This is a genomic window from Bradyrhizobium sp. USDA 327, from assembly GCF_041262065.1.
GTDB lineage: Bacteria > Pseudomonadota > Alphaproteobacteria > Rhizobiales > Xanthobacteraceae > Bradyrhizobium > Bradyrhizobium liaoningense.
In genome coordinates, this window is sequence record NZ_JBGCCW010000001.1 from 6,197,744 (window position 1) to 6,211,046 (window position 13,303).

Annotated in this window: 10 protein-coding genes; 4 read left to right on the forward strand and 6 right to left on the reverse strand. The window is 64.0% G+C overall.

Translation table 11 applies throughout. The annotated features are described in order from the left end of the window. Positions 1-177: 177 nt before the first annotated feature. From ABIA42_RS29325 to ABIA42_RS29335, 3 genes are read right to left on the reverse strand one after another with little or no spacing between them, the layout of a single operon-like run. On the reverse strand, positions 178-1,194 hold the full coding sequence (locus ABIA42_RS29325; RefSeq protein WP_370118650.1) for a methyltransferase: 1,017 nt from the start codon (positions 1,192-1,194) through the stop codon (positions 178-180). A 25-nt stretch (positions 1,195-1,219) separates the two neighbouring features. Continuing rightward, positions 1,220-2,194 carry a Bug family tripartite tricarboxylate transporter substrate binding protein gene (locus ABIA42_RS29330; RefSeq protein WP_370118647.1) on the reverse strand — a complete coding sequence of 325 codons (975 nt, stop codon included), beginning with the start codon at positions 2,192-2,194 and terminating at the stop codon, positions 1,220-1,222. Between the two features lie 37 nt (positions 2,195-2,231). Continuing rightward, positions 2,232-3,149, reverse strand: a complete 918-nt coding sequence (locus ABIA42_RS29335) for a DUF1127 domain-containing protein (protein WP_370118644.1) — start codon at positions 3,147-3,149, stop codon at positions 2,232-2,234. A 150-nt stretch (positions 3,150-3,299) separates the two neighbouring features. Here ABIA42_RS29335 and ABIA42_RS29340 point away from each other — a divergent pair, with 150 nt between their 5' ends. The 3 genes from ABIA42_RS29340 to ABIA42_RS29350 all read left to right on the forward strand — a co-directional run bounded on the left by ABIA42_RS29340 (position 3,300) and on the right by ABIA42_RS29350 (position 7,478). Then, positions 3,300-4,886, forward strand: coding sequence for a winged helix-turn-helix domain-containing tetratricopeptide repeat protein (locus ABIA42_RS29340; RefSeq protein ID WP_370118641.1), 1,587 nt, complete (start codon positions 3,300-3,302; stop codon positions 4,884-4,886). A 111-nt stretch (positions 4,887-4,997) separates the two neighbouring features. Continuing rightward, positions 4,998-6,113: a winged helix-turn-helix domain-containing protein gene (locus ABIA42_RS29345; protein ID WP_370118638.1), complete on the forward strand. Its 1,116-nt coding sequence runs from the start codon at positions 4,998-5,000 to the stop codon at positions 6,111-6,113. A gap of 144 nt (positions 6,114-6,257) precedes the next feature. Further along, positions 6,258-7,478, forward strand: a complete 1,221-nt coding sequence (locus ABIA42_RS29350) for an MFS transporter (RefSeq protein ID WP_370118635.1) — start codon at positions 6,258-6,260, stop codon at positions 7,476-7,478. A gap of 36 nt (positions 7,479-7,514) precedes the next feature. Here ABIA42_RS29350 and ABIA42_RS29355 read toward each other — a convergent pair whose 3' ends face one another. Next, the gene (locus ABIA42_RS29355; RefSeq protein WP_370118632.1) at positions 7,515-8,648 is read right to left on the reverse strand and encodes an OpgC domain-containing protein; all 1,134 of its coding nucleotides are present in this window, start codon (positions 8,646-8,648) and stop codon (positions 7,515-7,517) included. Between the two features lie 193 nt (positions 8,649-8,841). Next, entirely contained in the window at positions 8,842-9,324 is a 483-nt protein-coding gene (locus ABIA42_RS29360; protein WP_271531343.1) for a Spy/CpxP family protein refolding chaperone, read from the reverse strand. A 367-nt stretch (positions 9,325-9,691) separates the two neighbouring features. Between ABIA42_RS29360 and ABIA42_RS29365 the strand changes: the two genes are divergently transcribed. Beyond that, complete coding sequence (locus ABIA42_RS29365; RefSeq protein ID WP_370118629.1) at positions 9,692-10,846, forward strand: acyl-CoA dehydrogenase family protein; 1,155 nt, start codon at positions 9,692-9,694, stop codon at positions 10,844-10,846. Between the two features lie 191 nt (positions 10,847-11,037). Here ABIA42_RS29365 and ABIA42_RS29370 read toward each other — a convergent pair whose 3' ends face one another. Next, entirely contained in the window at positions 11,038-13,209 is a 2,172-nt protein-coding gene (locus ABIA42_RS29370; RefSeq protein WP_271531341.1) for an EAL domain-containing protein, read from the reverse strand. Positions 13,210-13,303 lie beyond the last annotated feature (94 nt).

Below are 13,303 nucleotides of genomic sequence, written 5' to 3' on the forward strand. Positions count from 1 at the left end.
CGCGCGAGCCCCGCCTCAACAAAAAATGCGAAAACAACCCCATGCACAGTAGCAAGGGGCTTATAAGAATTGCATTTTTTGTTTTTACGAAATTGCACTTGAAGCGTCGGGCAAAACACCGGCATAATGGCATGATCGCAGCTGAAGCGACCGGCGGGCTAGGAAGCCACGCGGCAGTCAGTCTCCAACCTTTCTGAATTGGACGAGGCTGAACGAGCCAATATTGCTGGTTCCGGCGAAGGCGAAGCCGGCCAGGACGCCGAGCCTGCGGTACTCGGCTTCCGTCCGCTCGCGGCCGCCAGGTCCCCTCAGCATATTAAGATCGCTCATGGCGCAGGAGCGATCCTGGGGCTCGGTCGTGGCAAGCTCCGGCATGATCCGCTCGATCACGATCAACGTTCCGCTGGCCGGCAGCGCGTCCCGGCAGTTCCGCAGAATGACCTCGCAACGATCATCTTTCCAATTGTGCAGGATGCTCTTCATCAGGATCGTGTCGGCACCGCCCGGGACCTTCTCGAAGAAACTACCGGCGACGAACCGGCAGCGATCGGCAATGCCAAGCCGATCAAAATGCGCCTGCGCTCCTGCCTCGCAGCGCGCCAGATCGAAGGCGATGCCCTCAAGATGCGGATTGTGCTGGAGCAGGCCGCCGATCAATTCGCCGGTACCGCCGCCGACATCCATGACAACGCGTGCAACCGTGAAGTCGTGCGCCACAACGATCTTTGGAACGAGGGTCCGCGTGAGGTTGACCATCGCAGCGTTGAACCGGCGGGTGAACTCCGGCGCATTGCTTGTGGCGGCATAGCGATCGTCGCCATCGCCGCGCAACTCACCCGCGCTCTTCCCGGAACGAACCGACTCGACCAGTCCGCTCCAGGCTTGCGCGAGCATCTCGCCCTCGAAGAGAACCCAATCCTTGAAGGACGGGTTGGCGGTCTCGTCGAGCTGCCGGCCGAGCTCGGTCATGGCAAACCGATCCCAGTCGGCCTGCCTGCACAGACCAATTGTCGTCAGGCCGACGAGCAGCCTGCGCAGCGCATTTTCGTCGGCGGACACCAGCCCGGCGAGCTCGGCCACCGATTTCGCCTCATCGCCGATGGCCTCGGCGAGATTGAGCTTGGCCGCGGCATAGATCACCGCGGTGATGCGATGCGACTGCACGAGATCATGTACGGATGCCGGCCCGCTCATGTGTTGCCTCCTGTCAATGCCGGGTTCAATCGGTCGGGACGAACCCCGTTGCCTCCACGATCGCCTTCCACCGGTCGGATTCGGATGCGATCAGCCTGGCGAAGTCTTCCATGGCGATCGCGTCGGGCTCGACGGCCAGCTTTGCCATGCCGGCCTTGACTTCGTCGGTGCGCAAGGCCGCCTGGATCGCGGCGTTGAGCTTATCGACGATCGGCGCCGGTGTCTTGGCCGGAACGAAAAACGCAAACCATGTGAGGTCCTCGAGCGACGGATATCCGGCCTCCCGCACCGTCGGCACCGCCGGAACAAACGGGCAGCGGCGCGGCCCGGTGGTCGCCAGCGCGCGGAGATCACCGGACTGGACGAGCCCGAGCGAGCTGCCGATCGGCATGACGGTCGCAGCAATCACGCCCTTGACCAGATCCTGAATCGCGCCACCGCCCTGATAGGGCACGTGAAGAAAGTCGAAGCCGGCGGTGCGGCCCAGCATCGCACCGAGAAAATGCAAGGTGGTACCGGCGCCCGGCGTGCCAAAGGTGGCTTGCTTCGGATTGGCGCGGCACCAGGCCACGAAATCCGCCAGCGTCTTGACGTCGGCCGGCACCTTGGGACCGACCGTCAGCAAGGTCGGGGTCGAGGCGACAGTCGACACTGGCGTGAAATCCCGCGGCTGGTATCTCAGCGTCTTGTAGACGTGCGGAAAGAACATCATGAAGCCGAGCGGCGCGAACAGAATAGCCGATCCATCCGCGTCGGCGTTCTTCACCGCCTCCACCGCGATGCGACCGGCTGCGCCCGGCCGGCTCTCGACCACGATGGTGTCGGCATACCCGCCCATCTGGCCGGCCACGAGCCGCGCCAACCCGTCCTGCAGCCCAGGCGTGAATCCCGTCAGGATATGCACGGTTCTCCCGATCGGTTGTGCGAGCGCCCGCGGCACAAGTTGCGTGGCGGAAAGCGCGGCAGCGGCCGCCGACAACACGTCGCGACGTGTGATCATCGACTGTCTCCCTGACCCAGCCCGAATAGACGGCGAACTATCTCTCCATCGCGGCGGCTTCCACAGCTGGGGCTGTGTGGGGTCGCACGAACACAAAACGGGACATCACAGATATCTGCGCATCATCGCGGCCGTCCTGACCGATCAGGATGAGGCCTGCTCCGCCATTCGCCACGGTGAGAAGTGTGGCTTCACCCGCCCATGTCCTGATGGGCTCCATGCCAATAGTGAGAAACTCACCGATCGGCTGGTCCAAATATTGAAGTCTCAGCTGCGGCGCGATTTCAGCGGGCGCAAGGGCGAAACCGAGCTCTTGTGCACGCAGATAGATCTCCCGCAGCGAAGCGGCGTCTTGAAAACCGAGCTCGGCAACCGACACGGCGACAAGCGCAACCTCCGCCTGCCCGTGGTTCAGCGTAAAGGCCGGTCGAGCCAATATCTCAGCCGCCGAGTTTCCGACCCCGCACCCGATCGCGCTCAACGCGTTCCGAAGCGCAAGAGTATCCGTGAATGTCCCCATCCGGATCGTCTTCCACACCAGGACATCTGCGGCGGAGCTGACCGGAATCATCGCTTTTTGACCCGGCGGAGCTCCCTTGGCCGCCAAGCCTCTGCGCAGAACATCCTGCGCAGTGCATTGAGCCTCGGTGCGATCTACAGAAATCAAGCTGAACAGATTGACGAGCAACAGGATCTGAAGCGCATCGCCAATGGATCGGAGTGTCGAACGGTGCGGCCTTGCAATGCTTCGTTGCGAGGCAACGTAGTCAATCTCGCCGCGCGTCATGCCGATATCCATCAGTTCCCGATCGCTGAGGGCACCAAGGGCGGCTCGCACCCTCTGCCGCGCGCGGCGCTCCCGCAATGCGGTCCGGAATTGCAGGAACAGGCTGATGGCTTGCTGCAGGGATGTGGCAGTCCGTCGCATCCGTGCAGAGCCGTAGATGGCGCTCATCGGCGATTTCCCCTCGGCAATCACTCTCCTGGTGACAGGCTGTCAGGACTTCGCCGGACACGCTTGACGTGCGGCTTACATTTTCCTTACCGGCGGCTTATTTTATGGCCCAATCGTTGCGGAGGCGGCGTCATCCGGCGGAGTAGCAACTTGCGCTATCTCTTTGATGAACACGTGTTCGACACAGATCGGCGCGAGCTGCGTCGCGGCGCTGATGTCGTTTCCGTTGCGCCACAGGTCTTCGACATTCTCGATTACTTGATCCGCAACCGGCAGCGCGTCGTCAGCAAAGACGACCTCATCAACGCGATCTGGAAAGGGCGCATCGTGTCCGAGGCTGCGCTTACGACCCGCATGAATGCCGCCCGCACCGCGGTCGGCGATTGCGGGGGAACGCAGCGACTGATCAAGACCATCCCGCGCAAGGGCTTCCGTTTCGTCGCAGCCGTTCGGGAAGGACAGGTGCCGGATTCTTCGGCCGCCCACTTCCAGCCAGACGCGAGGACAGCGGTCCTCCCACTGCCCGATAAGCCCTCGATTGCCGTGCTCCCTTTCGTCAGCCTCAGCTCCGATCCGGAACAGGAGTATTTCGCAGATGGCATCGTGGAGGAAATCACGATGGCCCTCGCTCATTTTCGCTGGCTGTTCGTGATCGCACGCAATTCGAGCTTTGCATACAAGGGGCGGGTCGTTGACGTAAAACAGGTCGGCCGCGAGCTTGGTGTGCGCTACGTCCTTGAAGGCAGCGTGCGCAAGGCCGGAAATCGCATTCGAATCGCGGGACAGCTGATCGATGCCGAAACTGGAACGCACCTCTGGGCAGACCGCTTTGAGGGCCCGATCGAGGACATGTTCGATCTGCAGGACAATCTGACGTCCTGCGTCGTCGGCGCAATCGCCCCGAAACTGCAGCGTGAGGAGATCAAGCGGGCAAGGCGGAAGCCGCCCGAGAATCTGGATGCGTATGACCATTATCTGCGAGGGCTGACGAAATCCCGTCGGTCCAACAACGCGAACACCGATGCGCTGCAGCTTTTTTGCAAGGCGACCGAACTCGACCCTCGGCTGGCTTGTGGCTACGCGATGGCCGCCTGGTGCTATGTCCGGCGCAAGGCGAATGGCTGGATCAGCGATCCGGCAAAGGAAATCGCGGAAGCCACTCGGCTGGCCCGGAAGGCTGTAGAACTGGGGACGAATGATCCGGTCGCACTGTCCGTGGGTGGATATGCACTCGCCTTCATAGCCCATGAGTTCGACGACGCAGCAGCCTACGTGGACCGGGCGTTGGCTGACAACCCGAATTTCGCTCAGGGCTGGGCCACCAGTGCCTGGTTGAGAGTCTGGAGGGGAGAGCCTGATCTCGCCCTTGAGCACTCCGCACATGCCGTGAGACTCAGCCCGCTCGATCCGCCCATATACTACGACGCGCACGGCGCCATGGCGTATGCGCATTTTCTGGCGGGCCGGTATGACGCGGCAGTATCATGCGCCGAGAGCGCATTGCGTGGTCAGACGAGTTTTCTGCTCGTGACCTGCATTTCCGCAGCCGGCAACGCACTCGCCGGGCGGGATGAGCGAGCGCAACGCCCCCTCCTGCAAGCGCTTCAATGCAATCCGGATCTTCGTGAAAATCTCAGGAATCTGGCACCGTTTCGCCGGGCAGATGACTTCGCGATCTTCGAGAAGGGTCTCTGCCAAGCGGGCCTTCCGGAAAGGCACGGCGCCGCCACCCCGTGACGGGGTGGACCGATGTTCGCGGCTTACATTTTCGCTACCGAAGGCTTATTGTCGGCGGGTAACTTCTCCCGCGCCCTCGGAGGGTAGAGGGCAGGCTTGGGGAATGGTGCCATGCGCTATTTCTTCGAGGACTGTGTGTTGGATACCGAGCGGCGCGAATTGCGGCGCGGCCTCGATGTCGTGCCCACGACACCCCAGGTTCTCGATCTGCTCGAACATCTGATCCGCAGCAGGGATCGCGTCGTCAGCAAGGACGATCTCGTCAACGCGATTTGGAATGGCCGGATCGTATCCGATGCGGCGCTGACGACCCGGCTGAATGCCGTCCGACGCGCGATCGGTGACTCCGGTCAGCAACAACGTCTTATCAAGACATTCCCACGAAAGGGCTTTCGTTTCGTGGGCGCTGTGTACGATGAGGATCGGCAGCCAGGAACCGCCGCAGCGATTACGGTCCCGGTTGCCTCTTCAGACGCTGTTGGCGAACGGCGATTCGCCGGCTGGCTGGAGGACCTCGGAGGTCGTTTAAAGCTCGTCGGCAGCGTGCTGGCGTCGGTCGCTGCCATCGGCGCAATTGCCGGCGGGGTTGCCGGATACTGGAATGCCTGGAATACGGTCCGTACCGACGCCCAACGGGAATCTCAAAATATCCAGGGACAGCCGACAGCCGGGCCCAAGCTCGCGCCTCGCCTCTCTCTCGTCGTGTTGCCCTTCGCCAGCCTCAACGACGATCCAGCGCAGGATTCCTTTGCCGATTCTATCTCGACAGATTTGACGACGGATCTAGCGCGAACGCCCGCCACGCTCGTCATTGGACGCGACACCGCTTTCACCTACAAGAAGAAGCCGATCGATTTGCAGCAGCTCGGGACGGATCTCGGCATCCGTTGGGCCGTGCGGGGCGCGGTGAGACGCAACGGAGATCAGGTGCGGGTCAACGTATCTCTGACCGATCTCCAGACTGCCCGCGACATCTGGTCGGATCGGTTCGACGGAGACCTCGCAAATCTGACCGTATTGCAGGATACCATCACAGCGCGGCTCCTCTGCGTCGCACACTTGCACCTCCGTCAATATGAAGAAGCCCTCCAACAGTGCAGCCGCTCCCTGAATATGACCGGCACGGATTTTCAGGCTTACATGAGTCTGATCTCGGCTTACGGGTGGACGTGGCAAACAGAACGGACACGCGGAGGTAACGTAACCGCGGCACAGGACACCTCCTAACCAGGCGCGCCGACGCCGGATCATTGCAGTTGCAAGATAGCAAGCTCTGTGCCCGCGTATTGCGAGCAACCTTGCCCTCCGCCTGCGGATAGGCCACCATCCCTTCTGCGCACCACCAACAAAACCAACAGCGCGAGGAAACGCATGAGCAAGCCGTCAGGCTTCGACTATGGCTGGGTCGTTGTCGCCGCAGGTGCGCTGATGACCTGTGTCGGGTTCGGCACGATGCTGTCGCTGGCGGTGTTCCTGCAGCCGATCTCGGAAGCGATGGGCTGGTCGCGCGCCGGCGTGTCGGCGGCGGCGACGCTGGATTTCCTCTGCATGGGCGTGGCTGCTTTCCTCTGGGGCGCGCTGTCGGACCGCTTCGGCACCCGCATCGTGGTGCTGTCAGGGAGCATTCTGCTGGGACTCGGTCTCGTGACGGCGAGCCAGGCGGCAACCCTGTGGCAATTCCAGCTTTGCTTCGGCGTGCTGATCGGCATTGCCGCCGGCAGCTTCTATGCACCGATGATGGCGCTCGCGAGCGCCTGGATCGAGAAGAACCGCAGCCTTGCGGTAGCTCTCGTCTCCGCCGGCATGGGCGTGTCGCCGGTGACGATCGCGCCGGCCGCGAGCTGGCTGATCACGGCCTATGACTGGCGCACCGCGATGCTGGTGATCGGCTGTGCTGCCTGGGCGCTCTTGATCCCCGCCTGCTTCCTGGTGCGTCCGGCACCGCTCGCTGCCGGTCCCGCAACGACGGACGCTGTGCCTGATGTCGAGCTGACCGCGGCGCAGGCGCTGCGCACGCCGCAGTTCATCGCGCTCGCCGCGGCGCATTTCGCCTGTTGCGCCGCGCATTCCGGCCCGATCTTCCACATGGTATCCTATGCAATGGTCTGCGGCATCGCCCCGCTCACGGCGGTGACGGTCTATAGCGTCGCCGGCGTGTCAGGCCTCGGCGGCCGCCTGCTGCTGGGCGCGCTGGCCGATCGCATCGGCGCGAAGCCCGTGCTGGTCGGCGGCCTGTTGGTGCAGGCGATGTGCATCGCGGCCTATCTCGCGGTGGGGCAGCTCGGCGAATTCTACGCCCTCTCGGTCGTGTTCGGTCTCGCCTATGGCGGGGTGATGCCGCTCTATGCGGTGCTGGTCCGCGAATTCTTCGGCGCGCGCATCATGGGAACGGTGTTCGGCGCGGTGTCGGCCTTCGCCAGCCTCGGCATGGCGCTCGGGCCATGGGCCGGCGGCATCGTGTTCGACAATTTCCAGCGCTACACATGGTTGCACGCCGGCTCGTTCGCGATCGGGCTCGCCGCCGTCGCGGTGGCGCTGAGCTTCCCGACCAGGCGCCGGCCATCGCTCGATCTCGGCCGCATTGCGGCCTGACGGCGGAATAATGCGCCTGCGCATTCGTGTTCGAAACTACAACGGCCTGAGATTGGGAAACATGCCGCGATCGATTGCGGCGAGCAATATCGCCATGGCGCTCATCAGGCCCAGGCCCAGGAGAGTGACCAGCGTCTGCCATGCCAGGCTGTTCCAGCCCAGGCTGAGCAGCGCATGAGCCGCGAAGGACAGCAGAACGCTGGCGCAATAGATCGCGAGCGAGTACTCGCCGCATCGTATCAGCGGTCTCAGTGCTCTGGCTTTCAAGATGCTGGCATTGCTTGGAAGAAGGCGCCAACAGAGCAGTGCGAGCGCAGCAAAATGCAACAGTCGCAGGATATCGAGATTGGTCTTGTCGACCGGATAGATCAGGCGCGACAGCCACTCCGGCACATAGGCTTCGATCGCGTGGATCTGCCAGCCCAGGGTGATCACGAACGAGAACAGCACGTAGCCCGCCGCCAGAACGGCAAGAACCCGGGAATTGAGAACGGCAAGCTGCCAATCGCCGCGGTTTGCCCCCCACCAGATGCCGATCACGAACAGCAGCTGCCAGTTCAGCGGATTGAAATAGAGTTGCCCCCTTGGATAGGCCGGGATGTACCAGTCGAACTGATGGGCGAGAACATAGAGAGCGACGGATCCGGCCAAGGCCAGCGGCCAAGCGCGTATCGTCAGCGGCACGATGAGAATGAGCGCGAAGTGGAGTATGACCATCAAGAGCAGAGGGTCCAGATTGACCGGGGAATAGCGCAGCAGTGCCACCTGAAGCAGTGTCTCTGCGGGCTCCTGCAGCAGGATGGCCAGATTGGCGTGATCGAACATGCCGGGCTGCCATGCCGCGATGTACGCCACCTCCGCCAGCAACAGGACGACCGTCATGATTTGCGCGACATAGATCTCGAACGAACGCCGCAACATGCGCAAGCTCGCGGCCGCAAAGCCGGACTGACGCAAGAGGTCGCCGTAGACGATACCGGACGCAAGGCCCGACAGGAATACGAGAATCTCTGCCGCATCGCTGAAGCCGAAATTCTTGGGCGTGAGCCGGTTCAGATAGCTTTCCGGGATGTGATTGATATAGATCCACCACAGGGAAAGGCCCCGAAAGAAATCGATCCGAAGATCGCGCTTCGCCAGGGGTGGCGGTATGGTCGCAGTCCACTTCACTCCAGCGCACTGCCTCTCTTGATCAGAACGTCTCGCCACGGCGAGCGCTTACCGGGCCAGCGCGGTGATGTCGTGGACGCCGGCTCATCACTTCAATCAACCGCTGACGGTACATTGCCACGCCGCTACGGTCCAGAAAGCACACCGCACTTGCCAACATTGTCGAGACATGGCGAGGATGCGAGTGAGGCCCTCATTTTCCGCCCTGCATCGGCATGGCGCCCATCCGGCCACCCTGCATCATCGGCATCATGCCCATGTTGGGCGCGAGCAATTCGTCGGCGGTCTTTTTCTGCTCGTCGGAGAGGGTGCCGACGAGGTTGGTCAGCGCCGATTTCATCGCACGGGTGGCCTCCAGCCGCGCCGACAGCCATTTTTCCTGCCAGGTCACGCGATCCAGCAAGGTCTCTGACCCGGAGCCGGCCATCGACCCGCGGAGCTCTCCGAGAGCCTTGGCATTCGCACGCAACGCTTCGGCGAACGCGTTCCAGGCCGGCGCCTGAGCATCGGTGATCTTGAGCTCGGTGCGCAGAAAGGCAATCCGGCCTTCCACGCGATCGACGGTCTCCATCCCGCTCATGCAGTCACCGCCGGACTGACGCATCATGCCCATCATCCGCATCATGTCGGACATCGGCATGTTGCCGCCCATCATGTTCATCATGCCGCCGCCCATCCTGCCCTGAGATGGGGCGGTGCCGCGCGGCGCCTCCGGCGGCGTCGCCGGACCGGCTGCAGGCGCGTCCTTCTGATCCGGATGATGGGCCTGGTGGTCGGCAGGCGATTGCGCGAGTGAGGAATTGCCGAGGAGGGGGAGCAGCAGGGCTGCCGCAAGCATCTGATGTCGCATCGTGGACCTCCCGAGGTTCCGCCTTTGTTGCAATTGTGGGCTCGCCCGCCGAGTTCGACTTGACCCAAGTCAACAGAACCGCCGCGGCAGGCCATGACGCGCTCGTTCCGCCCGACGGCGTCGCCTTGATCCCATCAGCCAAATGGACCACCATCGCGCCTCTACTGCTCACGGCAGGGGCGAGACGACGCGAATGTCCGAGCTTTCCGGATTTGGCCTGGTCGAGCGGGCGCGAGCCATCGCCCCCTTGATCGCACGCGAGGCCGACGAGATCGAGCGGACGCGGCGGCTGACGCCGGGCGTCGTTTCTGCACTGACCGAGAACGGGCTCTACCGGGCACTGTTGCCGCAGAGCCTCGGCGGCGCGCAAGCCGCGCCGGAGGCCTTCATGCAGATGCTGAAGGAAATCGCCAAGGCGGATGCTTCGACGGCCTGGTGCCTCGGCCAGTGCGGCGTCTGCGCGATGATCGCGGCCTGGCTCGACCACGACACCGCGCAGGAAATATTCAGCACGCCGCCCGGCATCCTCGCCTGGGGCGCGATCGCGCATGAGGCGCGCATCGTCGAGGGCGGCTATCGCGTCACCGCGCGCTGGGACTTCGCCTCAGGCTCGCGGCAGGCGAGCTGGCTGGGCGCGCATGTCCGCATCGTCGGGGCTGACGGCGTGCCGCGCAAGAATGCCGATGGATCGCCGGAGGTACGCACCATCCTGTTTCCGGTTGCGCGCGCGACCTTGCACGACGTCTGGCAGGCGATCGGGCTCGCCGGCACCGGCACGGACTCTTACGAGGTCAACGACCTCTTCATCCCCGAGCGCTTCACGGCGTTTCGCGACGTGCCGTCGGCGCTGCGCGAGCCGGGCCCGCTCTACAGGATCGGCACCGGCTCGACCTTCAGCCTCGGCTTTGCCGCGGTGTCGCTGGGCGTCGCGCGCGCCACGCTGGATGCGGCGATCGCGCTGGCACGGGCAAAGCACCAATCGCTGGCGGTTAGCGCCATGCGCGACTCCGGAGCGGTCCAGGGGCTGATCGGCCGCACCGAGGGTGATTTGCGCGCCGCCCGCGCCTATCTCTATGCGGCTGCGGACGCGATGTGGCGCGATCTGTCTGCGACCGGCGAATTCAGCGCGGCGCATCGGAACGCGGTCCGCCTCGCCGCGACCTGGACCATCCATCAATCCGCACGCGTGGTCGACGCCGCCTATCACATGGCCGGCGCGACCGCGGTGTTCCGCAGCAATCCGTTCGAGCGCCGGTTCCGCGACATGCACGCCATCGCGCAGCAGATCCAGGCGCGGGATAGCCACTACGAGGATGTCGGGAAGGCGATCTTGACGAAAGGTCGCTAATCGCAGCCACAAGTGACGCTGCGCTCCCTCCCCCGCTTGCGGGGGAGGGTTGGGGGAGAGGGTGTATCCGCAACGAGGCAATCCCCCAGAGGAAAGAACCCTCACCCGCGCCTCCGGCGCGACCTCTCCCGCAAGCGGGAGAGGTTAACCGAGAGAGCGGCGCGTCCCTTACGTACCAAAGGAACGAGAGATCACGCCACCAGCGCGGCGTCCTCGTCATCGGCGGCATCAATCCCGCGCTGTGCCGCGAGCAGGCCGATGATCTCCGCATTCGGCCGGGCCTTGCTGAACAGAAAGCCCTGGCCCTCGTGGCAGCCTTCGGCGCGAAGACAGCTGAGCTCGGCTTCGGTCTCGACGCCTTCGGCGGTAATGGTGACCCCAAGACCTTTGCCGAGGCTGACGATGGAGCGGATGATCGCCTGCGCCTCGCGGTTGGCGCCGAGATCGCGCACGAAGGACTGGTCGATCTTGATCTTGTCGAACGGGAAGCTGCGCAGATAGCTGAGACTGGAATAGCCGGTGCCGAAATCGTCCATCGAGATGCGCACCCCGAGCGCGCGCAGCGCGTGCAGCGTCGCCAGCACCTGCGCGCTCTTCTCCAGGAGCAGCGTCTCGGTGATCTCGAGCTCGAGCCGGCGCGGCGGCAGGCCGGAATGTTTCAGCGCGTCCGTCACCACCGAGAGCAGATTGCCGCTGCGGAACTGGAGCGGCGACAGGTTGACGGCGACGCGAACGTCGTCGGGCCAGGCCGCGGCATCCAGGCAGGCCCGACGCAGCATCTGCCCGCCGAGCGGATTGATCAGGCCGGTGTCCTCGGCGACCGGAATGAACTCGGCCGGCGAGACCATGCCCCGCTCGGCATGCGGCCAGCGCACCAGCGCCTCGAAGCCGGTGATGCGGCCGCTCTGGAGATCGATCAGCGGCTGGTAATAGGGACGGAGCACGTCGTTCTGGATCGCGTCGCGCAGCTCGACCTCGATCTTGCGGCGGCTCTGCGCCTTCGCATCGAGCGCGGCCTCGAAGAAGGCGAAGGTGCCGCGCGCGTCGAGCTTGGCGCGCGACAGCGCCATGTCGGCGCTCTTGAGCAGCTTCTCGGAATCGTCGCCGTCGCCGGGCGACATGGCGATGCCGATCGAGGCGCCGATCACCACGGAATGGCCGTCGAGCAGATAGGGATCGGCGATGGCTTCCAGGAGGCGCTTGGCCAGCATCACCGCGTCCTCGGGACGGGTCAGTCCGCCTTGCACGATCGCGAACTCGTCGGAATTGAGCCGCGCCAGCGCGTCCTCCTCGCGCAGGGTCGAGCGCAACCGCTTGGCGACACCGCGCAGGAGCTTGTCGCCGACCGCATGCCCCAGCGTATCGTTGACCGCCTTGAAATTGTCGAGCCCCAGCATCAGGAGCGCGACCTTCTCGGCGCTGCGCCGCGTGTGCAGCAGCATTTCGTCCATCTGCTGCCGCAGCAGGCTGCGATTGGGCAGGCCGGTCAGCCCGTCATGCTGGGCCATGAAGGCGAGCCGCGCCTCGGCGCGCTTGCGCTCGGTGATGTCCATCAGCGCGAGCAGCACCGCGGGCCGTTCGGCATAGGTCAGTTCGCGGGAGTAGATCGCAAGGTCGATCAGCGTCCCATCGGCCTTGACATGTTTCCAGGTGCGGCCGGCCTGTTCCTCGCCGGAGCGCTCGGCGGTCCAGGGCGGCTCGCTGTCGAAGGCCTGCAGGGAGCGGATCTTCAGCCTCTCGAACTCGGCCCGGCTGTAGCCGTAATGCGCCACCGCGGCGTCGTTGACGCCGATGATGCGCTCGTCATCCAGCGCGCAGACGATCATGGGCACGGGATTGCCGTCGAACAGCAGGCGGAACGAAGCCTCGCGCTGCTTCAACTCGGTGATGTCGACGCGCAGACCGACGACCCCGCCGTCGTCGGTCAGGCGCTCGTCGATCAGGATGACGCGACCATCCGACAGCTTCTGCTCGTGGCGCGCACCGGGCTGATAGAGCTTTTGCAGACGTTCGGCGATCCATTCGTCCTCATGACCGATGGCCTCGGGATAGTCGCCGCGCGCGACGCCGATGCGCAGCGTGTCTTCGAGGCGCGCGCCTTCCTCGAACAGATCGGCGGTCTTGCTGTAGATCTCGGCGTATTTCTTGTTCCAGAGGACGTAACGGCCTTCGGCATCCAGGAACACGATGCCCTGCGGCAGGATATCGATGGCCTGGCGCAGGCGTTCATGGGATTTGCGCGCTTCCGCAATCGCCGCTTCCGCCTCGGCACGGCTGCGCAGGACTTCGTCGCGCTCGGCAAGGTCTCGCGGCGCGCACGCGAAACGCGGCTTGCGCGCCTTTCTGCCGGCGCGGGCAAGCACGTTTTGCTTTGGCTTTTTCGTTTTTCGAGACCCCAAACTCAACTTCACTCGTCCCAGTCGCGCGCCCGGTGGCCGCAAGTCTTGAGGCAAGTGT

What these genes read in the sequence shown, in the direction of transcription:
- ABIA42_RS29365 (WP_370118629.1), top strand. Translation starts at nt 9,692, where the DNA reads ATGTCCGAGCTTTCCGGATTTGGCCTGGTCGAGCGGGCGCGAGCCATC.
- ABIA42_RS29335 (WP_370118644.1), bottom strand. Translation starts at nt 3,149, where the DNA reads ATGAGCGCCATCTACGGCTCTGCACGGATGCGACGGACTGCCACATCC.
- ABIA42_RS29360 (WP_271531343.1), bottom strand. Translation starts at nt 9,324, where the DNA reads ATGGGCGGCGGCATGATGAACATGATGGGCGGCAACATGCCGATGTCC.
- ABIA42_RS29325 (WP_370118650.1), bottom strand. Translation starts at nt 1,194, where the DNA reads ATGAGCGGGCCGGCATCCGTACATGATCTCGTGCAGTCGCATCGCATC.
- ABIA42_RS29345 (WP_370118638.1), top strand. Translation starts at nt 4,998, where the DNA reads ATGCGCTATTTCTTCGAGGACTGTGTGTTGGATACCGAGCGGCGCGAA.
- ABIA42_RS29350 (WP_370118635.1), top strand. Translation starts at nt 6,258, where the DNA reads ATGAGCAAGCCGTCAGGCTTCGACTATGGCTGGGTCGTTGTCGCCGCA.
- ABIA42_RS29330 (WP_370118647.1), bottom strand. Translation starts at nt 2,194, where the DNA reads ATGATCACACGTCGCGACGTGTTGTCGGCGGCCGCTGCCGCGCTTTCC.